Source organism: Zunongwangia atlantica 22II14-10F7, assembly GCF_002094855.1.
Classification (GTDB): domain Bacteria; phylum Bacteroidota; class Bacteroidia; order Flavobacteriales; family Flavobacteriaceae; genus Zunongwangia; species Zunongwangia atlantica.
This window is the reverse complement of the sequence record NZ_ARYN01000008.1, coordinates 68,442-92,624: the sequence shown is the minus strand read 5'-3', so window position 1 is coordinate 92,624 and position 24,183 is coordinate 68,442. Positions and strand designations below refer to the sequence as shown.

22 protein-coding genes are annotated in these 24,183 nt (G+C 36.0%); 6 read left to right on the top strand and 16 right to left on the bottom strand.

What is annotated here, in order from left to right; translation table 11 throughout:
* Nucleotides 1-108 precede the first annotated feature (108 nt).
* Nucleotides 109-738, top strand: a complete 630-nt coding sequence (locus IIF7_RS09995) for a trimeric intracellular cation channel family protein (RefSeq protein WP_176218932.1) — start codon at nt 109-111, stop codon at nt 736-738.
* Nucleotides 739-873: 135 nt separating this feature from the next.
* On the opposite strand, the gene IIF7_RS09990 is transcribed toward IIF7_RS09995, so the two are convergent.
* The 7 genes from IIF7_RS09990 to IIF7_RS09960 form a co-directional block, all read right to left on the bottom strand.
* Complete coding sequence (locus IIF7_RS09990) at nt 874-1,287, bottom strand: YeeE/YedE family protein (protein ID WP_084841547.1); 414 nt, start codon at nt 1,285-1,287, stop codon at nt 874-876.
* A 3-nt stretch (nt 1,288-1,290) separates the two neighbouring features.
* Nucleotides 1,291-1,851, bottom strand: a complete 561-nt coding sequence (locus IIF7_RS09985) for a YeeE/YedE family protein (protein ID WP_084841665.1) — start codon at nt 1,849-1,851, stop codon at nt 1,291-1,293.
* A 59-nt stretch (nt 1,852-1,910) separates the two neighbouring features.
* The gene (locus IIF7_RS09980; protein ID WP_084841546.1) at nt 1,911-2,813 is read right to left on the bottom strand and encodes an NAD(P)-dependent oxidoreductase; all 903 of its coding nucleotides are present in this window, start codon (nt 2,811-2,813) and stop codon (nt 1,911-1,913) included.
* Between the two features lie 87 nt (nt 2,814-2,900).
* A complete protein-coding gene (locus tag IIF7_RS09975; RefSeq protein WP_084841545.1) occupies nt 2,901-3,500 on the bottom strand; it encodes a helix-turn-helix domain-containing protein in 600 nt (199 codons plus the stop codon).
* Nucleotides 3,501-3,866: 366 nt separating this feature from the next.
* The gene (locus IIF7_RS09970) at nt 3,867-5,411 is read right to left on the bottom strand and encodes an acyl-CoA carboxylase subunit beta (protein ID WP_084841544.1); all 1,545 of its coding nucleotides are present in this window, start codon (nt 5,409-5,411) and stop codon (nt 3,867-3,869) included.
* 132 nt (nt 5,412-5,543) lie between these two features.
* Complete coding sequence (accC, locus tag IIF7_RS09965) at nt 5,544-6,998, bottom strand: acetyl-CoA carboxylase biotin carboxylase subunit (RefSeq protein WP_084841543.1); 1,455 nt, start codon at nt 6,996-6,998, stop codon at nt 5,544-5,546.
* A 27-nt stretch (nt 6,999-7,025) separates the two neighbouring features.
* A complete protein-coding gene (locus IIF7_RS09960; protein ID WP_084841542.1) occupies nt 7,026-7,511 on the bottom strand; it encodes an acetyl-CoA carboxylase biotin carboxyl carrier protein subunit in 486 nt (161 codons plus the stop codon).
* A 155-nt stretch (nt 7,512-7,666) separates the two neighbouring features.
* On the opposite strand from IIF7_RS09960, the gene IIF7_RS09955 reads away from it, so the two are divergent.
* Nucleotides 7,667-8,392, top strand: coding sequence for a DUF1796 family putative cysteine peptidase (locus tag IIF7_RS09955; protein WP_084841541.1), 726 nt, complete (start codon nt 7,667-7,669; stop codon nt 8,390-8,392).
* A gap of 48 nt (nt 8,393-8,440) precedes the next feature.
* On the opposite strand, the gene IIF7_RS09950 is transcribed toward IIF7_RS09955, so the two are convergent.
* Nucleotides 8,441-9,784 carry an MBL fold metallo-hydrolase gene (locus IIF7_RS09950; RefSeq protein ID WP_084841540.1) on the bottom strand — a complete coding sequence of 448 codons (1,344 nt, stop codon included), beginning with the start codon at nt 9,782-9,784 and terminating at the stop codon, nt 8,441-8,443.
* A gap of 15 nt (nt 9,785-9,799) precedes the next feature.
* Nucleotides 9,800-10,684: a sterol desaturase family protein gene (locus IIF7_RS09945; protein ID WP_084841539.1), complete on the bottom strand. Its 885-nt coding sequence runs from the start codon at nt 10,682-10,684 to the stop codon at nt 9,800-9,802.
* 223 nt (nt 10,685-10,907) lie between these two features.
* Between IIF7_RS09945 and IIF7_RS09940 the strand changes: the two genes are divergently transcribed.
* Nucleotides 10,908-11,900, top strand: a complete 993-nt coding sequence (locus IIF7_RS09940; RefSeq protein ID WP_084841538.1) for an aldo/keto reductase — start codon at nt 10,908-10,910, stop codon at nt 11,898-11,900.
* 252 nt (nt 11,901-12,152) lie between these two features.
* Nucleotides 12,153-13,715: a M1 family metallopeptidase gene (locus tag IIF7_RS09935; protein WP_084841537.1), complete on the top strand. Its 1,563-nt coding sequence runs from the start codon at nt 12,153-12,155 to the stop codon at nt 13,713-13,715.
* 1 nt (nt 13,716) lies between these two features.
* On the opposite strand, the gene IIF7_RS09930 is transcribed toward IIF7_RS09935, so the two are convergent.
* Genes IIF7_RS09930 through IIF7_RS09920 form a run of 3 tightly spaced genes read right to left on the bottom strand, consistent with a single transcriptional unit; the run spans nt 13,717 to nt 18,783 of the window.
* Nucleotides 13,717-14,319, bottom strand: coding sequence for a hypothetical protein (locus IIF7_RS09930; RefSeq protein WP_084841536.1), 603 nt, complete (start codon nt 14,317-14,319; stop codon nt 13,717-13,719).
* A 3-nt stretch (nt 14,320-14,322) separates the two neighbouring features.
* On the bottom strand, nt 14,323-17,712 hold the full coding sequence (locus tag IIF7_RS09925; protein WP_084841535.1) for a VIT domain-containing protein: 3,390 nt from the start codon (nt 17,710-17,712) through the stop codon (nt 14,323-14,325).
* A 39-nt stretch (nt 17,713-17,751) separates the two neighbouring features.
* Nucleotides 17,752-18,783, bottom strand: a complete 1,032-nt coding sequence (locus tag IIF7_RS09920; protein ID WP_084841534.1) for an MBL fold metallo-hydrolase — start codon at nt 18,781-18,783, stop codon at nt 17,752-17,754.
* Between the two features lie 174 nt (nt 18,784-18,957).
* Between IIF7_RS09920 and IIF7_RS09915 the strand changes: the two genes are divergently transcribed.
* Both IIF7_RS09915 and IIF7_RS09910 read left to right on the top strand, forming a co-directional pair.
* Nucleotides 18,958-19,371, top strand: a complete 414-nt coding sequence (locus IIF7_RS09915) for a hypothetical protein (protein ID WP_084841533.1) — start codon at nt 18,958-18,960, stop codon at nt 19,369-19,371.
* A complete protein-coding gene (locus tag IIF7_RS09910; RefSeq protein ID WP_084841532.1) occupies nt 19,368-19,562 on the top strand; it encodes a helix-turn-helix transcriptional regulator in 195 nt (64 codons plus the stop codon). The genes IIF7_RS09915 and IIF7_RS09910 overlap by 4 nt, the downstream gene beginning before the upstream one ends.
* Nucleotides 19,563-19,610: 48 nt before the next feature.
* On the opposite strand, the gene IIF7_RS09905 is transcribed toward IIF7_RS09910, so the two are convergent.
* The 4 genes from IIF7_RS09905 to IIF7_RS09890 form a co-directional block, all read right to left on the bottom strand.
* Nucleotides 19,611-20,666: a glycoside hydrolase family 43 protein gene (locus IIF7_RS09905; protein ID WP_084841531.1), complete on the bottom strand. Its 1,056-nt coding sequence runs from the start codon at nt 20,664-20,666 to the stop codon at nt 19,611-19,613.
* Nucleotides 20,667-20,747: 81 nt separating this feature from the next.
* The gene (locus IIF7_RS09900; protein ID WP_084841530.1) at nt 20,748-21,788 is read right to left on the bottom strand and encodes a cytochrome d ubiquinol oxidase subunit II; all 1,041 of its coding nucleotides are present in this window, start codon (nt 21,786-21,788) and stop codon (nt 20,748-20,750) included.
* Nucleotides 21,789-21,790: 2 nt separating this feature from the next.
* Nucleotides 21,791-23,092: a cytochrome ubiquinol oxidase subunit I gene (locus tag IIF7_RS09895; RefSeq protein WP_084841529.1), complete on the bottom strand. Its 1,302-nt coding sequence runs from the start codon at nt 23,090-23,092 to the stop codon at nt 21,791-21,793.
* Nucleotides 23,093-23,302: 210 nt separating this feature from the next.
* Nucleotides 23,303-24,118, bottom strand: a complete 816-nt coding sequence (locus IIF7_RS09890) for a sulfite exporter TauE/SafE family protein (RefSeq protein ID WP_084841528.1) — start codon at nt 24,116-24,118, stop codon at nt 23,303-23,305.
* Nucleotides 24,119-24,183: the final 65 nt, after the last annotated feature.

The following is a 24,183-nucleotide window of genomic DNA, read 5'->3' as shown; positions in this document are numbered from 1 at the left end:
TAGATTTACTATATATCGATAGTTGCAGCATATTAGTCTGTTTAACTGACTAATAATTACTTACTGCGTTTCTACAAATTTAAAACAATAAAATTACCTTTGCCAATTATGGAGTTTAGCCTGTTTAATATACTCGATATTCTTGGTACCGCAGCTTTTGCGATTTCTGGTGCTTTATCTGCTATGAACCGCAGGTTAGATCTCTTTGGTATTTTTATCATTGCATTTGTAACTGCTATTGGTGGTGGTACTTTACGCGATGTTTTAATTGGTAATACTCCTGTCACCTGGATGGAAAACACACTTTATATTTATCTAATTAGTGTAGTGACGATATTGGCCATTTTATTCAGAAATTATTTAAATCATCTTCGAAAATCACTATTCTTATTCGATACGATTGGCCTTGGTGTATTTACGATCACCGGCGTAGAAATTGGAATAAGGAATGAACTGGATCCTATAATTTCTATCGCTTTAGGTGGAATGACGGGTGCATTTGGTGGTGTAATTCGGGATATATTATGTAATGAAATTCCCGTAATTTTTAGAAAGGAAGAGATCTATGCGACAGCCTGTCTGTTAGGTGGACTCATTTTCGTTATAATGCACGATCAAAACATCAATACTGATATTACTTACCTGGTGACTTCGCTAACTGTAATAATCTTAAGATTACTTGCGGTAAAATATCACATCACACTCCCCGATTTTTATCCTGAAAAAGAGCAAAAATAAATTGTACGTTTGGTTGAAAAATCCGTGAAATATTCAATTAAAAATTCATACTCAAAACTTCAAATTTCAGCCAAAAAAACAGCAATTAGCTGTAGGGTGCCAATTGCTGCCATAAAAATCACATTGGTATAATTCCTAATGTGGTAATTTTTTCCGGAGTAATCCGTATATAAATGTTCCCAACATCGCACCAGCAAAAACCACTAATATTGGCCAATAACCTGCGCCTGCTAAAACATAGATTGGTCCCGGGCAAGCGCCTGCTAATGCCCAACCTAATCCAAATATGATTCCGCCAAACATATAGCGGCTAAAGCTTTTATCCTTCGGAACGAAATTAAGAGGTTGCCCAAAAAAGGACTTTAAATTCTTCTTTTTGATGATTTGAATTCCAATAACTCCTAAAAATAAAGCTGAACCAATGATCCCATACATGTGGAACGACTGAAATTTAAACATCTCATAAATTCTAAACCACGAAGCAGCTTCAGACTTAAACATTACGATCCCAAAAAATATTCCTATTACTAAAAATCCTATCTGTCTCATTGCTTAAAATATTAATGGGTATAAAAAGTGAATCATTACCAATCCTCCAATAAAAAAGCCAATTACGGCAATTAATGATGGTAATTGCAAATTACTTAATCCTGAAATTGCATGCCCAGAGGTACATCCACCGGCGTATCTTGCTCCAAATCCAATTAAAATTCCGCCTATTAAAAGCACTAAAAGCGTTAGCGGTTCAGAAAAAACATTTGTTGAAAATAACTCAGTTGGCAAATAGGCTTTCCCGGCACTATCAAACCCAAGATTGTTTAAATCCTGAATCGTTTCTGAAGAAATCGCAACCCTAGTTGGATCTTCACTTAAATAAAAATGTGCGATAAAACCACCAAATACGGCACCTAGCAATACTAGTAAATTCCATTGCTGTGCTCTCCAATCGAAATTAAAAAAATCTGCTTTCTTATCTGCTCCACACATGCTACACATGGTTCGTAGGTTGGAAGACATTCCAAACTGACGTCCCATAAAAATGAGTAAAAACATGGTAAATGCGATCAATGGCCCAGAAACATACCACGGCCAGGGTTCTAAAATCCAATTCATAGTCTTCTTTTGTGCAAATAAACCAGAAATTAAGAAAACGGCCTGTAACAATGGTTACATTAATTTTCCTGAAGATATTCTTTAAAGTTCTTTACTACCTTTTCTGATAATCGCTCCTGGGTTTTAAGCGTCCAGCCGGCACTTTTCTTGCCAATCACCACATTTTTTCTTTCATGAATATCCTGCGGAACATCTTTTTTGGCGTCCCCATCGAAAATTGCAAAATTTGAGGTCGATTTTATCCAATTTCGAAAAGCTTCTAAATCGAATGGCATTCCCAGCGAAGTATTGATAAAAATTTTCCCGTTACCGAATTTCTCAAAATGTTCTGGCTGAAGAATTTCCAGGTTTTTGGGAAGATGAATCGAGATCACATCTACGGTTTCCAGAAGTTCATCCAGTTCTAAATATTCCAGACCTTTTTGCTCGTACTGAAGTTTTCTGCTTCTGCTGAAGTAATAAAGATCGGCTCCAAAAGGCAATAAACAATCGGCTAAAAGCTGCCCGGTAACCCCAAGACCGATGATCCCAATTTTAAGATCGGTAAGCTCATGCGGAATTTCCTTCCACTGTTTTTCAGCATAACCGTGGATAAGCATGATCAATTCTGAAATCACAAATTCTGCTACTCCGGGATCGCCATAATCAAAAATTCCGGTGACTGTAATTCCGTTTTCTCGTGCGTAATCTACCGCAACATTGGCTGAAGCATCATCAAACAAACTACAGCACATACCTATATACTTAAGATTAGGACTTTCTTGGATGATTTCTTCTGTGATCTGCGTCTTCCAGGAAACAAAGATCACCTCAGCATCACCAATTCTATTTAAAATTTCCTCATTGGTTTCTGGGAAATCATCAGGATGAATAATTTTTTCTTCAGAGTATTCCTGAAGCTGCGCAATAGCTTCATCATTCATTTTCGTATAATCGACACAAGTGATTTTGTTGAATTTCATCTATAATTTTTGGGGAACATAAGAAAAAATCGAAGATTTTTAGCCATTAGCACTCAGCTTTTAGCTAAGAGATATTGATTAATATATCTATTTTAAAAACGGGATTCCAAGAAAATAAGAAACATTTTTTCCCGATTTTAACCGAACTGAATTAATAACGACTAAAACAAGATTGATGAAATAAAGTAGAACAATTGTTCCCCATAAATACAGTGGATTAATTAATAAAGATGGAGAAATCAAACTAGATTGATTTACTCGATAAAAATTACCTCCAATATATCCAATTATAGAAAGAAATAAGACTAAACTCCAGGTGATCTGAAAATTCAAAATTTTCCTGCTGCTTCTATCAATTCCATGAATTTTATTCTTCTGAGAAATCCACATCACCAATGGAATTAAAATTCCGAGAAGTGGGAAGATTAAAAAACTTAAGGCAGAAGTATTTAGCATTGCCAAATAGCTATCATTTTTTTCTAGCTTCCAGTCGATAATTTCTTCGGAAGTAACGCTTAGTCCTTTCGCTATCCGCTGCAAGGTATCACCTCGAGGCGTCGTTTCTCCATTTTCGATTCGCTGGATTGTTCGCAGACTTAATCCGGATTCTTCGGCTAAAACTTCCTGTGAAAATCCTTTTCGGTTACGTAGCTCTGTTACTCTTTCAGAGATTTTGCTGTTTTTCATATTTACAAAGTTAAATGTTTCAGCAAATCTATGTTCAGTGGATAAAAAGGCTTGCGTCGAGCTTACGACATATTTACGTCATGTTTGTCAAGACCAGCAAAACTAAGGATTTGAGGTAATTCTAATACTGAGTTTTAAATTTACGTTTATAAAGAAAGTATTGAATTCATATTATTCTTTTGCTATAAAAGAGATCTCTCCGCAAGGTCGAGATGACACAAAACCTTTGCACATTCGAAATTTAGCATTCAAAATTCAACATTTCTAGTCTAAATTCTAATTTCTAAAAGCGAAGCGGTCTCATGTCTAAATTCTAAAAGCGCAGCGATCTAATTTCTCATTTCTAAAAGCATAGCGGTCTAAACTTTACAAAGGAATATTCCCATGTTTTCGGTCTGGTCTTAACACGCTTTTATTTTCAAGCATACTAAAAGCTTTTAGTAATTTTCTTCGAGTATCTTTTGGCATGATCACCTCATCAATAAATCCGCGTTGAGCAGCTTCGAAAGGATTGGCGAACTTTTCGGCGTATTCAGCTTCTTTTTCGGCTAATTTTTGTTCAGGATCATCAGCTTCTTTAATTTCTTTTCTAAATATAATTTCACTTGCTCCTTTGGCTCCCATAACAGCAATTTCCGCACTTGGCCAGGCAAAATTCATATCAGCTCCAATATGCTTACTATTCATCACGTCGTACGCGCCACCATAAGCTTTTCGGGTGATCACCGTCACTTTTGGCACCGTAGCTTCACTCAGCGCATACAATAACTTCGCACCGTGAAGAATGATGCCGTTCCACTCCTGATCTGTTCCCGGCAAGAATCCAGGTACATCGACTAAAACCAATAGCGGAATATTAAAACAATCGCAAAAACGTGTAAAACGAGCCGCTTTTTTAGAACTATCCACATCTAAAACTCCGGCTAAACTCATTGGCTGATTGGCAACAATCCCAATACTTCTTCCTCCCAATCGCGCAAAACCAACGATGATATTATCGGCATAGTTCTTATGAATTTCAAAGAAAGAATCGGCGTCGATAATTCCTTCAATAACCGAATGCATATCGTAAGGTTTATTGGAACTATTTGGAATAATTTCATCTAGTTTTTCACGAATCTCATCCTGTGGCTCAAAAGCTAATTTTTCAGTTTTTTGCTTATTGTTTTGAGGCATATAACTAATCAGCTTTTTTATATCCTCTAAACAAGTAATATCGTTGTTGGCCGTTAAATGAGTTACACCAGATTTTGTGGAATGTGTACTCGCACCGCCCAATTCTTCTGAAGTTACCGTTTCATTTGTAACCGTTTTTACCACATTCGGCCCAGTCACGAACATATAACTAGTATCTTCTACCATGATCGTAAAGTCGGTCATTGCAGGAGAATACACTGCGCCACCGGCACACGGCCCCATAATGGCTGAGATCTGCGGAATCACTCCGGAAGCTTTTACATTTCGGTGAAAAATATCTGCATAACCACCAAGCGATTTTACACCTTCCTGAATTCGCGCCCCACCAGAATCATTTAAACCGATCATCGGCGCGCCCGTTTTTACTGCCAGATCCATAACTTTGCAAATCTTTTCGGCATGCGTTTCTGAAAGTGCTCCGCCAAAAACCGTAAAATCCTGAGCAAAAACATAGACCAATCTTCCGTTTATCGTTCCATAACCTGTAACAACGCCGTCGCCATAAAACTTCTGATCCTGCATTCCGAAATCGGTTGTACGGTGCGTTACCAAAATCCCTATTTCCTCAAAAGAACCTTCGTCCAATAAATAATCGATTCGTTCTCTAGCGGTAAGCTTTTTCTTTTCGTGCTGCTTTGCAATACGCTTTTCACCACCACCAAGATGCGCCTGTTCTATTCTTTGATTTAATTGCTCTATATTTTTCTTACTCATGGTTTTTAATTTTTAGCTGTTAGCGTTTAGCCCTGCTTTCACTTTTCAAAATTGACTCATCGACATATTATCAAATTAATTATTTCCTGCCTACTGAAAACTGTTACTGCCCACTGATAACTGCCAACTGAATTACTCTCTTGCTTCAGTAATTGGTAATCTTAGTTTTTTCTGATCTTTTAAATATTGCTTCAAGGCAACCAAAGCGGCCAACTTCGATTCTTCTTCAATTTCATTTTGAAGTTTTTCAGGAGAATAATATTTCTTCACAAAATGAGTTTCGAAATTTCCTGAAGTAAAGGCTTCATGTTCAAAAACGAATTTCCCGAAACTCAGCGTTGTAGAAACACCTTCTACCTGGTAATCATCGATCGCTTTGATCATTAACTGTATCGCTTCTTCTCGATTTTTTCCGTAGGTAATTAATTTGGCAAGCATAGGATCGTAATAGATCGGTACATCCATCCCTTCTTCAAATCCATTATCTACCCGAATTTTTTCTCCGGAAGGAATTTTATATTTCTCCAACTTCCCAACGCTGGGCAGAAAATTATCCATAGGATCTTCAGCATAAACCCGTAACTCCAGCGCATGACCGGTAATCTTTAAATCTTCCTGTTTAATACTGAGCTCCTCTCCCCTTGCAATTTTAATTTGCTCTTCAACAAGATCGATTCCAGTTATATATTCGGTTACAGGATGCTCTACCTGAAGCCTGGTATTCATTTCTAAAAAATAAAAGTTTCGATTTTCATCGAATAAGAACTCCACCGTACCGGCACCTACATAATCGCAGGCTTCGGCCACCCGAACCGCTGCTTTTCCCATCGCGTCACGAAGTTCTTCGTCTAAAACTATCGATGGCGCTTCCTCGATCACTTTTTGATGACGGCGCTGTACCGAGCATTCACGCTCAAATAGATGAAGTGTATTTCCGTGCGTATCTGCTAAAACCTGAATTTCTATATGACGCGGAGAAGCAACATATTTTTCAATAAAAACTGAGCCATCACCAAAGGCAGATTCGGCTTCACTAATCGCACGTTTCATTTGGTCTTCCAAATCTTTTTCCTGCTCTACCACTCGCATTCCTTTTCCTCCACCACCGGCAGAGGCTTTTATTAAAATAGGATAACCAATCTCTGTAGCGATCTTTTTAGCTTTTGCGGTATCTGTGATCGCTTCGTCGATCCCGGGAACCATAGGAATATCATACTTTTTCACCGCATCTTTGGCTGCTAGCTTGCTTCCCATGATTCGGATGGCTTTACTATGCGGACCGATAAACGTGATACCTGCGTTTTCTACTGCTTCAGCAAAACCGGCATTCTCACTTAAAAATCCGTATCCGGGATGAATTCCGTCGACATTTAATTCTTTACAAATTTCAATGATCTTATCTCCTAACAAATAGGATTGATTAGACGGTGCCGGCCCAACGCAAACCGCTTCATCAGCAAATTTTACATGCGGTGCATTTCTATCGGCTTCAGAAAAAATAGCAACGGTTTTAATGCCCATTTTCTGAATAGTTTTTAGTACTCGCAGGGCAATTTCACCACGGTTAGCTACTAATATTTTCTTCATTTTTTACAAATTTTAGCGGAATAAGGATTATTCCATTTCAATAAGCAACTGGTTTTTCTCTACGGTTTCGCCGTTTTTGATCTGGATACTTTTTACCACTCCTTCTCGGGGTGCGGTAATCGTATTTTCCATTTTCATGGCTTCTAAAACCAGTAAATAATCGCCTTCTTTTACCGCTGTGCCTTCTTCGACATTTACTTCCAGAATTAATCCTGGCATAGGGGCTTTGATATCGTTAATCAATTGCGCAGACCCGAGAGAAAGTCCCATTTTTTCGATCAAAAGATCTAAATCGTTTGCGATATTAATATTGTAAATATTGGAGTTGATTTTTATCGAATATTGCCTTTTTAAAAAATCACTTTTTTCTATGGAAGCTTTAAAGGATTTATGCTCGTGAAGTATATGAAAATCAGTATTTCCAGTGGCTTGAATATCTAAATCTAAGATTTGGTTTTCAGTAAACTCAAATTTTGATGTATTGTTCACTTTAACCTTAAACTTTTTCTCCATATTTGATCAATTTTTGCTCATTTTAAGCAACAAGCTTTGTAAATATAAAAAATTAATAAGGCTTTTACTGAAAGATTAATAATTATATAGAATGATAAAATATTTTTATTCCAATTTAGTTATATTTAGTAATCACTAACCCAATCAAAATTAAAATGTTCATACTCCAAAAGATTAAAAAAGCTTTTGACAACTTATTAAAATTCAATAAGCTTTTCAAAAACACTATTTATATTTCAATTGGTGAAAACTGCCTCACAGATAATATATTAGCAAGATATCATTTGAAATCTTTTAGTACGCCTTATTCCCATGGAAGAAGCAATATAGATTACGCTATTCAACTTGAAAAAGAAAATTATAAAAACCTTTTGAACCCAACTTTTATTAAAATAGGCCACATTAACAGCAAGGAAGTGCAAAGAAATAAATATTATCGTTTGGAAAATAATATTTACAAAAATATGCATCAAAATGGATTTGAATTCACCCACCATGATATAATAAATAATCCAAATCATCTATTAAGTTATAAAAGAAAGGTAGAGCGTATGAAAAAGCTTTCAGCAAGTAGAAAAAAAATAAAATTCTTTTACCACCATCGAGCAAATTCAAATGCTGATTTAAATTTGATTATATCTAAAGCCAGATTTTTTTTGAAATTTTATGAAAATACGAATTGCGAGTTTATTTTATTTACACAGAAAATGATCTCTGACATTAATAAGAGAAGTTTACATAAATTTTACAATTCTACTAACATTAAAGGATATGTTTTTTACTGTATGTCTCCTTGGGAAGGCAATGATCCTAAAAAATTATGGGCTTTAAATGATGATGATTTAATTGCTAGTATGATATATGATGTAAAAAAACATTAAGAAAGTAAAGCACCAATTAAGTTTACAAAAAAAGGTTTTATAAATCATTTACAGTGACTTAAAATCGTTCACTGCATCACTTAGATCAAAAACTTTAATTCCGGTTAACTGCTTATCTACAATGCTGCTTCCGGCTGCAGATCGATAGCCGCCGGCACAATGCACAACAACTGGTTTATCTGTTGGGATTTCGTCTGTACGATCTCTTAATTCGTTTAGCGGAATGGCAATTGCACTTTCAAAAAACTTCCCTTCTTCAACTTCAGAAGTATTTCTAATATCCACAATGGTATATGCTGAAGGATTTTCTTTAAAATGATTTACCTCTAAAAATTCGGTAGAACCTTCAAGATCTTCAGCAACAGTAATGATCGCTTTTAGATATTTTTCGTAAGCAATTTTTGCAACACGCTCCAACAAAGCATCAATATCTTCTACTGAAGGCGCCACTAAATAAAAAGCTTCTTCTGGCTGAATGATCGCTCCTAACCAGGTTTCGAACTTTTGCTTAGGCGATGTCGCCATAATATTAATACTTCCCGGCAAATGTGACTTTTTAAAATCGTCTCCGCCTCTTGTATCTACGATCGTTAAACCTTCTTCAATTTCATCTACATTTAGAAAAACCGGAACATTATATTTTGCTTTCTGTACGTTTAAAGCTCCAGCTTTGTTGATATCTACATCAAATCCAAAATAAGACGGAATAAACGGCTGATCTTTTAAAATCTCCTCTACAAACTCATCCTCGGTTTGTTCTTTAAAAGCCCAGTTTCCCATACGTTCATTTCCTAATGTACTGGAAGAATCGCTGCTCATATTTTTACCACATAGCGATCCTGCACCATGTGCCGGATATACCAAAGCATCATCTGGCAGCCCGTTAAATTTAGTTTGCATAGTGTTGTACATTTGCTTGGCAAGATCGATACGCTTGGCTTTCATGTTCCCGGCGTTTTCGCGTAAATCTGGCCGACCAACATTTCCTATAAATAAAGTATCTCCGGTAAAAAGAGCCGTTTCGTTTTCTTCTTTGGCGACTACCGTGATACTATCTGGACTGTGCCCCGGCGTGTTTAAAGCGCTAAAAGTCACCTTTCCTAATTCGAAGGTATCGCCTTCATCAAAACTTTTATGATCATAATCTGCGCCTACCAATTTGCTTACAAAAATAGTTGCCGCAGTTTCTTCATGAATTTGTAAGTGACTGCTAATAAAATCGGCATGAGGATGCGTTTCGAAAACCGCTACGATCTTTGCATTATGCTCTTCAGCAAACTTATAATACGGCATAGGATTTCTAGATGGATCTACCAGCGCCATTTCACCTTCACTTACAATTGCATACGAATAATGGGCTAAAGCCTCGTCATTAAACTGTTCTATGATCATTTCTCTATTCTTTTATTAGTTTGTTTCTTTATTGTTTTTAAACGGAAAAGTCATTTGTTCTTTAAAGCTTCTAGGAAAATCTTCGTCTCCTTCAAAACCAAGTTCTATACTTTTTCCGCTCTTCGGAATATATGCTGTTCTAAAAATATAATCCCAAATACTTAAACTTAAGCCGAAATTCATTCCGTAGGGATGCGAATCGGGTAATACTTTGGAGTGATGCCAGATATGCATTTTTGGATTGTTGAAAATATAACCTAAAAATCCATAATTCCAGCCCACGTTTGCGTGGTTTAAATGCCCAATCAAGACACTAAACATATGAACGATAAAAAGCTCCTGAATCCCAAAACCTATCATCGCTAAAGGAATATACTGTGCGGTTTTGTAAACAATAGTTTCCATAAAATGAAACCTAAACTGCGCCGCAAAACCCATTTCTTTTACACTATGATGTACTTTATGAAATTGCCACAACCAGGGGCGTTTATGTAACTGCCGGTGAACATTCCACTGAATAAAATCGGCTATTACGAACATGATTAGCAACTGTCCCCAAACTGGCAGATTTTGGATATTTACGGCCACAATATTTTCGATCCCAAAAAGTCCCAAGAAATCATTGAAAAGCGCTACACCAATATTCGATAAGGCATTGTAACCAATCAACGAAAACAGGAAAAAATTGAATAAAATATAAAAACCATCCAGCCAAAAACCTTTTCTAAAGATCGGTTGTTCTTTACGCCAGGGTAATACAATTTCTAAAATCCAGACAAATAACGAAATCGCTATAAGCCAGTAAAAATAATTTGTCCAGGAAGGATTGGTAATCTCCTGCACCAGGTAATTAAAATATCCGGTAAACGAATCCTGAATTATTTTTAAATATTTGTCCATTTTTAAATTATTCCGCAGCAAAAGTAACCAAAAGCTAAAGCAAGGCCAGTAACTTTTGTTACAGTATTTCCCATTCCAAGTCTTACTAAAGGATTAAAGAATCTTGAATATCCTTTAACAATCGCAAACCTTTAAGTATAAATATAAATGTTATAAGGCGTTAAACTAAGCCTGAGTAATTAAATACTTTATTATTTTCAGGCTAAAATCAGAAAAAGAAAATATGAGCACAAAGAAAAATTTAAAATTAGAAAAACTGGCTTTTGGTGGTGTTGCTATTGGTACCGGTTTTGATAAAATAGATGATAAACAATCTGGCCAGGTGCTAGAATCTGCCTGGGAAAGTGGTATAAGACAATATGATACTTCGCCCTGGTACGGTTTAGGTTTAAGTGAGCGAAGAATGGGCCATTTCCTAAAAAATAAAAAACGCGAAGATTATATCCTCTCAACCAAAGTAGGTCGACTTTTTACACCGACTAACAATATTCCAGAAACGCAATGGGTAGATCCTTCTCCTTTCGATTATCAATATGATTATACGGCAGAAGGTGTTAGACGATCTGTAGAAGATAGTTTGCAGCGATTGGGCGTAGAAAGTATCGATTATGCTTTTATCCACGATCTTTCGCCAGACAATAATGCCGATCTTGGCGATTGGGAAGAACATTTTGAAATCGCTAAAAAAGGTGCGATGCCAGAGCTTACCAAAATGCGTGAAGAAGGTTTAATTAAAGGTTGGGGACTTGGTGTAAATACCGTAGAACCAATTATAAGAACAATCGATTATGCAGATCCAGACCTTTTTGTTTCTGCGATTCAATATTCGATGATCGATCACAAAGATTCTTTAGATCGTCTTTTCCCAAAGGTTGAAGAAAGTGGTGTTGGATTAATTGTTGCCGCTCCATTTAATGCCGGTTTGCTAAGCGGTCAGAAGCGATATAATTATGCAGGTGAAATGCCCGAAGATGTAGATTCTCGCTACAAAAAGATGATCAAAATTGCCGATAAATACGATGTTGATCTTGCGAAAGCTGCAATCCAGTTCTCCTATACGCCAAAAGTGGTCGATACTGTTTTAGCTGGTGCCAGCAAACCTTACCAAAACGTAGAAAATGTAAAAGCTTTTGATGTGAAAATTCCAAAAGACTTTTGGGTCGAACTAAAGAACGAAGGATTGATCGATGAACGTTGCGAAACTCCGCAGTTCTAATTTTTTAAATGAATAAAATGTGAGCTAAAAGTCAAGATGGAATTATAGTCACCCTGAACCTGCCTCGCCGGCTGGCAGGCTTGATTCAGGATCTCACTCTATAATTTTTATTTTACAATCTTTATGAGATTCCGGATCAAGTCCGGAATGACAAATAATTGATAACTAAAAAAGTCGCTTTTTACATAGAAGCGGCTTTTTTATTTTCTAGCTGAATTGAAAACAGTAATTTTAAAGCTCAAAATCGATAAAATGAAACGCATTTTTTTTCTTCTCTCTATTCTGAATATTCTCGCTCCTGCTCTATTATTAGCACAAAATCCAAAAGTAGATATCCAGGAATATGAATTTCATTTAAAACTGAATGATAATAACGACATTATTGAAGGGAAAACGCTTATCGATTTTAAGTATACTGAAGGAGCTGATGTCCTTGAACTAGATTTTGCTGCGGAAGAAAATGGCAAAGGAATGCAGGTGGACAAAATTCTTCAAAATGGAAAACGCTTAGATTTTAAACATTCCGGAGAAAAATTAAACATAAGCACTACTGCTGAAGGTGAAGTTACGATCTATTATCATGGAATTCCGGAAGACGGACTTATAATTAGCGAAAATAAATACGGAGACCGCACTTTTTTTGGTGATAACTGGCCAAATAGAGCACATCTTTGGTTACCACTAATCGATCATCCTTCAGATAAAGCTAAAGTTTCTTTTCATGTAACCGCACCTTCAAAATACCAGGTGGTGGCCACAGGCACACTTCAGGAAGTGACCAATCTCGATGATGATAATTCACTCTATGTCTACGCTTCTCCGCTAGAATTACCTACAAAAGTAATGGTGATTGGTGTGGCTGAATTTGCCGTACAACATTTAGGAGAAATTGCAGAAATTCCGCTTTCATCCTGGGTGTATCCAGAAAATAAAGAAGCTGGCTTTTTCGATTATGCGCAGGCAGAAAGAATCCTAAATTATTTTACTGAAAAAATAGGGCCTTTTCCTTTTACAAAATTAGCAAACGTACAATCTACCACGCGTTATGGCGGAATGGAAAATGCAGGAAATATCTTCTATTTTGAAAACTCGGTTGATGGGAAACGTACTTCTGAATTTTTAATGGCGCATGAAATTGCACACCAGTGGTTTGGAGATTCAGCTTCTGAATCTGATTGGTCGCATCTTTGGCTAAGTGAAGGTTTTGCCACGTATTTCACCGATTTGTATGCTGAGGATCAATACGGAAAATCGAAATTAAATGAGAAATTATGGGAAGAACGCCAACAGGTTATTGATTTTAGTAAAACTACAAAAACAGCGATAATCGATAGTTCTCGCACCGATTTAATGGAACTTTTAAATCCAAACTCTTATCAAAAAGGTGCCTGGGTATTGCACATGCTTCGTAGAAAAGTAGGTGACGAAAATTTCTGGAAGGCAATTCAGCAATATTATCAAAAATATAAATTTAGCAATGCAACTTCAGCAGATCTAGAAGTCGAATTCGAAGCAGCTTCAGGAGAAGATTTAGACCAGTTTTTTAAACAGTGGACAACACAATATGGACAGCCAAAAATTAAATACGATCATAAGTTTGAAGATGGAAAATGGAAAGTTACAATTCAACAACTTCAAAAAAATCATTTTGAATTTCCATTAGAATTTGAACTAAGATTTTATGATCATACGTCTAAAATTATCGAATTTGATATTACTAAAAAGAAAGAAACTTTTGAAGTAGAACTTCAAGAAGAACCAGTTTCGATAAGTTTAGATCCATATACCAACCTGTTATTCGAAATGGGACACTAAATTATTCTATAATAAACATCGAAGGAAAGCGGGTAGAATATCGAATTTTAAATTGCTGCCCGTCGAGTCTTGGGATCATTCTTTTTCCGTCGTAATTAATCGATTTTCGGAGTAATTTTTCACGCGAAAAACCGTCAACTTTTTTGCCTTGTTGTTCTAAAGTTCCAAAATTATTCTGGTAATTAAAGATCGCAAAATCTTCGTAGCCATTAGTGGTAAAAACTTTAGTGACACGCCGTTCTTCACTAACTACGGCAATGGTTTCATTATACGAATTTTGAATAATCACTTTGGCTAGTTGATGATTTGCTCCTTCAGCAAAATGCTCTAAAACAATGGCAAAACCTGTAATTCCAATCACTAGGATTATTTGCATCAAACTCACCAAAATATAAGTAATGGGATCTTTTTTAAAGGAACCTTTATCTACTTCTTCAGATCTAATTATAACTCCCACCAGCAAAATGGCCAGACCAACAAAAATAAAGAAGAGGCTAATGCCTTTCACCAACGCATAATAATCTACCAGGTGTGTGAATAGCATTTTTATCAAAAATCCTATGCCTAAAACCAATAATCCAATAAAATGTCTTGTTTTTAGCAAATCTTAGAATTTAATTTCAGCAACTTTTAGCTCGTCGTCATTATTTTCTAATCTATAAACTTTTAATGTTTTTTGCTGATCTTTAGTTCCGTAATTTTTGAAAACTGTGACCTTTAAAAATGTTGGTCCTGATATTTTCTGAACATTATCGCTATAATAATCAATAAACATCTCGTAATTACCGCTTATTGTTTCTTTTAATTTAAAAGATTCAGGCCCAAAACCTTCAGTCATATCATCAGACAGTATTCCGCCTATTTTGGTTCTTTTATTTTGATACCAGCATTTTTCGCCTTTAGGATCAATCACCCAAAGATCGATATCGGTGTCGTTGTGATTCCAGTCGACCACCACACGGAGATCCATATTCATTGGGCTGATGAATCTTTTATCAATATTCGATAAATCCAGCTCATTTTTATTGAGCGTAATTAGGTTATTCATTTCTACAAAAGAAATATCCTCGATTCCAGAAAATCTGCGTGATTCATCTTTTTCGACTAAATCTCCATTTACAATTTTGTAAAGCAATTCTAAAGCTTCCTGAAAATGCCCATTTTCGATCTTAATTAAAGCCAGATCACGATAAGATTGGATATCTTCAGGACGTAATTCTAAAACTTTCGCGTAAATATACTCGGCCATTTCAGACTTTCCTTCGGCTTCTAATTTGTAAGCCAACGCCCGACTCAGCTCATAATTATCAAGCTCAATTTCAGCAATATTAGAAATAATTCGGAAGGCTTTATCAGCTTCATTCTGTTTCAGAAAATAATCGGCCACATCCATATAGAAAGAAGGCATATTATTATATTCTTCTCTCAATTCGAGATATAATTGATAGGCTTCTTCGGCAGAGTTTGTTCTTTTAAGTTGCCTGATATATGCTGAATTTGGATTCCATCCTTTTAATTCCAGTTCGTCTTCAATTTGTAATTCTAATTCGGCAATTTTATCTTTTTCATTTTCTGAAAGCTCTCTAGTTTTAATAACAACTACACCGCCAGCTGCTTGAGCACCATAAAGTTTAGTGGCATTTTCTGAATTTATATTGTAAAGTTCAGCTATATCATCAGCATCCAAATTGGGCATTTCACTAACTAAATTTCCATTTACAATATAAATTGGGTTTTTATTAGATAAACTGGCTGCACCTCTTATTCTTACAATTTCTTCTTCATCGTTTACTACCTGAATTCCGGCTACACTACCTTGTAAAGCAGTTACTGCACTCGTCCTCGCATTAGAAGATTCGCTTTCATAACCCGTAACCACGACTTCGTCTAGAGCTGCAGTATCTTCTTCTAATGCTACATCAATTTTATCACCAGTAACCAAAATTTCCTTGGTTTTAAAGCCAATATAGCTGAAGATCAATTTTTCACCTTCGTTTACGTAAATCTGATAATTCCCATCAAAATCGGTTTGAGCTCCGTTTGAACTTCCTTTGATAATAATAGCTACGCCAGGCAAAGCAAGATAGTCTCCTGCCGCCTTCACATTTCCTTTTACCAAATGATTTGAATTTTCATTGCCGGGAATATCTTCTCCTGAATTTGTATTTGAAGTCGGTTCACCCTCTGAAGTTTCCTCACCAGAATCTACCACACTGGTCACAGGATTGTTGGTTCTTTGAGAAATAGTATCTTTTGAAATATCAATTTTGGGCGTTTTTCCGTACCATTTTTCAATATCATTATATCCATCGATAATCAATAAGCGTTTTGCTTCGAGGTTATTTTGGCGATTTGCCAGACTGGATTTTTTACGTCGCATGGCATCCTGATATTCCTCTAACATCTCGTCTGGTGGGGTGATCTCGTACTCGATATAATCTGAAAGTCGGTCTAAAACCAATAAGGACGTGTAGTCTGAAAGTACCTGATAATCTTCGCTTACTTCAATAATTTTGGCTTCTACATCCCCACTTTGGGCATTTAGGAAGTCAATTTTTTGATTCGCCCATTTCTTATCGATTCCCCAATCTTTAACATCGATCGCATCTACAGGATTAATCTCGATAGTATTCACAACTTCATTCCCAAATCCAAATTTTAAAGTGATTGTTGTATTTTCAAAACCTTTACCGGTAAGTGTAAAATCCTTATTGAGTATCTTTTTCTCTTTTGGATAAATTTCAAGGGAATTATCTTCTGAAGTTGCTCCTAAAAATAACAATGGCTGATTTTTTAATTTTGAAATTGCATCTTCTAAGCCTAAGTTTTTAAGATTGATATAATTTCCGCCAGATTTCAAAGAAACCTGTTGAAGCTCTTTGTGATCTGCTGAAGTTCTGCTGTTTATAGCGAAAATAGGACTATTAAATTCCTCCTTAAAACCTCCAAAATTGTCTAAGCCATCGCTAAATAATAAAATTACCTCACTATCTTCAGAATTAAAATCTAATTGATTGTAAGCCGTACCACCATCATAAACCTGCGATTTTAGAAATTCAAAAAGTGCCTTAGAATCTCCATTTTCGACTTTAAAAGATGATCTTTTTCGCTCTTTATAGTCGAAGGTGATCAATTCGACTTCAACATTTTTTAAATCCTCAAAATAGCACTCTAGAAGATCGATTTCCTTTTGAATTTGCCTGTCTTTTTCTGAATACGAAACATCCCAAAAGATGCTAATTTTTGAAGGTTTTGGCCTAATGCGCTCTTTGGCTTCAACCGAATTATACCAGTAAAAAAAGTCGTCCTGAGCTACAAATGTTGGTTTTGCATCATTTTTATCAATTCTGAAAATAAAATCCTGATCTAACTTAAAGTTCTCTTTCTTAATTTCTGAAATTAAATTTCCATCGGAATTCTCGAATTTCAAGTTTGATTTTAAAGCTGAAGCGTCATCGATTCCGGCCACACTAATTTTCAAGTTGAAATTCTCGAGTTTTACATCATATTCTAACGGTAATTGATAAAATAACTCACCTTTATTCAGAATCAATTCTTCGTCATAAGCCAAAACTACACGTTTATAAGATTTTGCTTCAATAGGAAAAATTCGTGCTTTGTAATTATTTCCCTGCGTTTTCTCGAGCAACGCAGGATCTATACGTCGTCTCACCGTACTTTCAAAAGCAACGCGAGCTTTCTCTTTTTCAACAATTACCGCTTCTCTTAGCTTTCCATTGATATCTAAAGCAAATCGGCTTACTTCCCGGCCTTCGCCCAACGGAAAACTTAATTCGCCTTCCAGCCTTTCATCATTTGAATTGTAAAAAAATAATTCGAATGTTGTGGTGGCCAGATTTCCGGCAATTTTCACGTCTACATTTAACTTGGCAAGATCCAGTTTTTTATTGCCCACCTTAATTTCTGGTGAGTTCTGAGAAAACAATGCCAGGCTTGCCTGAAACATCAGGAAACAAAATAATATCAATTTTTTCATAGGTAAGAAGTATGAACTACCCTATGAATTTAATCGAAATTATTCAAAATCCCACCAAACTTCCTGCTTAAATTCCTGATTTAGTTGATATAGCTCTCCAATTTTAGGGCTCACATAGCTTAATTTAGTTGCATCAGCGGCCTTTGTAAAACGTTTTATAGGTTCATTCCAAGGATGCATGGCAAGCGTAAATTTTGCCCAGTGAACAGGAATCACTTTTTTGGCTTGTAGATCGTTTGCAGCCTTCACAATCTCTTCTGGGAAATTATGAATTTGCGGCCAGTTTTCGCCATATTGACCGCATTCTAAAATTGCAAGGTCAAATTGGCCAAATTTATCTCCTATTTCTTTAAACTGCGGACTATAACCCGAATCGCCACCTAAATATAATTTGTAGCCAAAAGCTTCAAAAACAAAAGACGACCACAGCGTATTACCACGCTTAAACAAGCGTCCGGAAAAATGTCTTGAAGGTGTTGCAGTAATTTTTAAATTATCGATAATCTTAACAGATTCCCACCAATTCAATTCAGATATGATCATACTTTGGTAGCCCCAATATTCTAAATGGGCGCCAACACCTAATGAACAAACTACTCGTTTTACTTTCGGTTTTAATTTTTCTATCGTTGGATAATCCAAATGATCGTAATGATCGTGCGTAAGCAGTAAAATATCTATTTCAGGCATATCCTCTACTCCATATTCATTGGCGCCATCGTAAGCTTTTCCGAAGAAAGAAACCGGCGAAGCATTTCCGCTAAACACAGGATCTACCAAGATGGTATAGCTCTTTATTTTCAGCAAATAAGAAGAATGCCCAAACCATACAAAAGCAGGTTCTTCTACATTTATTGCATTAAGATTGGTCTTTACAGAAGGTATTTTTTTTGATGGATTTACAGATTTTGGACGATTTCGCATATCCTTCATCATTTTAAACATCGATACATTATTGGGGTTTACCGAGGTTTCTTCTATATTCTGAAAGCTTCCATCTTTAAAATTTTCACATTCCTGTATTCTTTCTAATCGTTTACCAGATGGGGCTTTTCCAAATTGTTTGATCATAATTTATGGGGTATAATAATGAATCTGAAGTTGTTGTGTAAAGGTATTTATTAACGCTGAATTGACTTATTAATTATTTCAGAAAAAATAAAAATGTAAATAAAACTTGACATTTTAAAAAACTAATCTATATTTGTAAAACAAACTTTACTTTTAGTTAAATACATTTTACTTATGGAAGCAAAACAAAATAACTGGCACAGTGAATTAAAGAAGAACACGAAAGCATTGGCCGTATGGACATTTTTATGGGTTTTCACCTTAGCATTTGTTGCTTTTGGCCCAAAATTTATCTGGAACGAAAACAAAATCATCACCATTGTGATGATCATTATAAACACTCTTGTAGGGGTTGGCATGATATGGATTAATCGAAAACATTTGAACAGCCAGGATCCCCTACAACGTAAAATAAGTATGGATGCTATGGCTATAACTTTAGGAATTACATTGATCGTTGGGATTAGTTACTCGATGCTGGATATCACTAACCTGATCTCTTTTAATGCTGAAATCTCGCATTTGGTTTTCGTAATGGGAATCACGTATCTAATCGCTATGCTAATTGGAAATGCTCGTTACAAATGAAAAATAGGATAAAAGTATTACGAGCCGAGCAAAACATCACACAGGCAGAATTAGCCAATCGCGTTGAAGTTTCCAGGCAAACCATAAATGCCATTGAAAAAGGCAAATTTGATCCCAGTTTACCGCTGGCATTTAAAATCGCCCGATTATTTAATCTAAAAATTGAAGATATTTTTCAGGATGAAGAATAAAAAAAGCGCCAATCGGCGCTTTTCAATTTATATAAACTTAGATAAAATCTAATCTTCAACATCCTGTCCAAAATCTGGGAAACCTTTATCATCCCAGCTAAAGGTTTTCGCTCTGGTATGACGGTTAAAATCGTAAAGAGAATTTCCTCTTATCTTTTCGTAAACTCGAGCGTGATAAATTAAAACATCGGTTTCTCCATCCTCTGCTACCGTAAAGGAACTATGCCCCGGTCCAAATCTTCTAAGCTCGGCATTTGTAGAAAATACTGGCTTTTCAGATTTATGCCAGGATTCCGGATTCATAAGATCGGCATCTTCTTCTGCCCATAATAACCCGATTGCATAATTAGCATCTGTTGCACTAGCTGAATAAGTCATAAATATCTTACCATTTCTTTTAATCACCGCCGGGCCTTCATTTACAAAATAACCAATGCGCTCCCAATCATATTCTGGATTGGTAATTTCAATTTCTTCTCCTTTAAGTTTTGTGGGAGATTCCATTTGAGAAAGCAAAATCGAAGTTCCGCCCTCTTCTCTAACCGATTGTGCCCATGCATAATAAAGTTCTCCATTATGCTCAAAAGTTGTAGCATCTAAAGAAAAAGAATCTCTACTGGTTTCCATTTGTCCTTCCTCTTTCCATTCACCCGTCATTGGATCTTCAGAATCGTTAGAAAGCACGAACATTCTTATTTTCCAAACATCTTCAGCTTGTCCTGCTGCAAAATAAACATACCATTTTCCGTCGATCTTATGTAATTCTGGCGCCCAGATATGGTGACTCATCACTCCGTTTTCGTGCTTGTTCCAAATCACTTTTGGCTCGGCCGTACCAAGACCATTAATAGTTTTTGCCTGGCGCATTTCTATACGATCATATTCTGGAGCTGTCGCAATAAAATAATATGTGCCATCTTCAGCTTTATGAACCCAAGGATCTGCTCGCTGCGCTACGATTGGATTGTGGTAAGTGATTTCTTTAGAAGTCCCTTCAGAATTAGCGGTTTCCTGATCTTTTTTTTCAGCAGTATTACAGCTAAAAATAGAAATCGATAAAGCTAGAAGGAAAAGATGATTTAAGCGGTGCAATTTTGTCGTCATTTGAGAGATTATAAATTTATTGTCTAATATCTAACATTTTGACAAAAAATAAAAGATAAGTGCGAAATTTACACTTAAAAATTATTTCTGAAATTGCTGTTCGTCCCTGTCGAAGATTTTTATCATTTTAAAAGACTTCATTAAATGGAATAATCCCGGTAATATTACTCCGCCTCCAATCAATAAAGATATTCCTAAAACCATAATCACGCTATCTGGAGATATATTTTCTAAAAGGCTAATTTCTTCTTCTGAAGTAATAATAACATACGGAAAATGCGCTACCAGCGCTGCAAAAAGCACTAAAACCACTTGGAGACCAGCAAAATATCTGCTTAATATTCGGCGGCCTGCGCGTATAAACTTCCATAGTGGGAATAGTAGAATTCCTGAAAGAATGATACATACAATTGAAATTGGATTGGTTACAAAATCTCTGATAAAAGCGATCTCATTAAAAAATCCGTAAGCAATTAATACAAATCCAAGAAGCACTAAAATTCCTGTTGAAATCTTCGATTTTCTGATATACATATTTCTAATATCGCCTTCACTTTCCCCTATCAATAAAGTTGAGGCTAAAAATGCACAAAGTGAAGCATAGAATAATCCCATCAAAATACTGAAACCATTAAACCATGGCTGCATAAAAAGATCGTAAAAGCCGTAATTAGTATAATCTTCAGTAACTATTAATTCTCCACCAACAAGTGCAGCAAAACACATTCCCAGAAAAATTGGCGTTACAAAACTGGAAAATCGAAATAAACCATTATAAATTAATTGCGATTTATCCTGAAAAGCATCATAATGTCTAAACACAAAAGAGACGCCACGCATGGTAATTCCCAACAGCACCAAAGTGAGCGGCACGTGTAAATAAATAATTATGATATTGAAATAGACTGGAAATGCGATCCATAAAATAACGATAAGGATAATTAACCAAATATGATTGGCTTCCCAAATTGGTCCCATTACCCTATAAATAGTATCTCTATTGACTTTTTTATTTTCTCTGGAAGAAAACAATTCAACGATCCCGGCACCAAAATCGGCTCCACCCAACAGAACATACAGTAATAGCGAAAACAGTAAGAAAAATAAAACTACGTATAACATACTTAATCTTTTTGGGTATTTAGGGCTTTTATTTGTCGTTGCATTAGCCAGGTAACAGTAATCGCCAATAAAATATAAACCGCAACATACATAAAGAAACTAAACTTCATTCCCGGCATTGGCGTTACGGCATCACTGGTACGCATAATCTGATAAATGATCCAGGGCTGTCGACCAACTTCGGTAACCACCCAGCCTGCTTCCAGCGCTAAAAATCCGAGTGGCGCTAAAAGCATAAAAAACCACCAGTATTTTTTATTATCCATCCAGGATTTCTTTTTAAGGCTTATGAAAAACAGTAATCCGGCCAAAGCAAGTAAAGTTCCTATTCCCACCATTACCTGAAAGGCATAATGAACGATGGCTACGGGAGGAATTTCATCATCTGGGAATTCATTTAAGCCTTTTACTTCAGCATCAAAATCGCCAAAAGCAAGAAAAGAAAGTGCATTTGGAATTTCTATTTTATAATTAACTTCTTTATTTTCTTCATCTACTATTCCGCCTAGAAATAGCGGCGCACCTTCTTCGGTTTCAAAATGCGCTTCCATGGCAGCTAATTTAGCCGGTTGACGTTCAGCAACATCCTTAGCCGATATATCTCCACTTATGGGTTGTAAAAGTGCGGCAATAGCACCAAAAGAAATTGCAATCTTAAAAGCACTTTTATGCACTTCTACAGATTTTCCTCTTAAGATCTGAAAAGCATGAATCCCGGCTACTCCAAAACTTGTAGCCACAAAGGCAGCGAGCGTCATGTGTAATGCTTGTGAAAACCAGGCGGGATTTAAAAATGCCTGTACAGGATCTACATTGGTAAATTCTCCATTTATATATTCGAAACCGCTTGGAGCGTTCATCCAACCATTAGCTGCGACCACTAAAATCCCAGAAAGCACTCCGGAAATACCAATAATCACCCCGGTAAACCAGTGAAATTTCTCTGGAAGTTTATTCCAACCATAAAGATAAAATCCTAAGGCAATTGCCTCTACAAAAAAGGCTGCTCCTTCTAACGAAAATGGCATACCTATAATTGGGCCGGCATGTTTCATAAACTCTGGCCATAGCATACCTAATTCAAACGAAAGTGCAGTTCCTGAAACTGCTCCTGTAACAAAGAAAATTGCAACTCCTTTAAGCCAGGCTTTTGTAAGTTTTAAATAAACAGGATTTCTGGTTTTTAACCATTTGTGATGGGAAACGACCATAAAAAATGGCATTACCATACCAATACATGCAAAAATAATATGAAAGCCTAGTGTAAAGGCCATTTGAAGGCGGGCGTAATCTAAATTTTCCATTTATTTGGTTTTGAAATACGCTGTTTTTAAGCGCATTATCTTTTTGAGGAAAAACTTTATAATTACCTTTAAATTTAAGGAATCTCGGTGTTTTAAACCCAGTAAAATCCAGAATTTTAAACCGAACTTTTGTTAATTATGATATTATATCTTCTAATCTGAAAATTTTAAGAATCCTTCGCCAAAATAACCAATCTTAGGATGAAGATATCAAATTCCGCTTCCAGATAATTCCATCCATAAAATATAGATTCCCATTACCAAAACCATCCAGCCAAAAGCCTTTTTAAGCTTATGTGAATTGATAAATCGGCTAAGATAAATTCCGAAGAAAATTCCAACTACAGAGATAATGGTAAACAGAATAAGAAAAACCCAATCGATTTCCATATGACCCAGATCACCCAAAAACCCAATAATTGAATTGATAGCTATAATGAAAAGTGAAGTTCCTACCGCTTCTTTCATATTTAAACCTGCCAGAAAAACTAATATGGGCACAATAATAAATCCGCCACCAGCACCCACCAAACCAGTTACCAATCCGGTTAAAGCTCCTAGAATAATCATTAATCCAGTCTTGGTATCTGTAGGTTCATTTTCACAATCTATACATTCTTTTTTCTTTCTTAAAATCATTGAAGCTGAAGCTACCAACATTAAAATCGCAAAAAAGCTCATGATCATTAAATCTTTGGTAAGCTCGAAATTTCCCAGATTTGCAATATGATGCGGGATAGACGGAAGTAAATATTTACGGGTAGAAAAAATGGCAATCACTGCCGGAATGGCAAAAATTAAAGAACTTTTAAAATCGATTCGGCCTTTATTAAAATTATCGATCGCTCCTACAGCCGAGCTGGATCCAACTACGAAAAGTGAATAGGCCGTAGCGGTAACAGGGTTTATATGCAAAATATAAACAAATACAGGAACGGTTAAAATAGATCCACCACCGCCAGTTAAACCTAAAACCAAACCAATAATTAATGCGCTAATAAATCCTAAAATCTGAGTTATCTCCATTCTAATAATTTCTAGGGCAAATATATTGGGCTTAAAGAAGGACTACAGTAACTTGTGTTACAAAG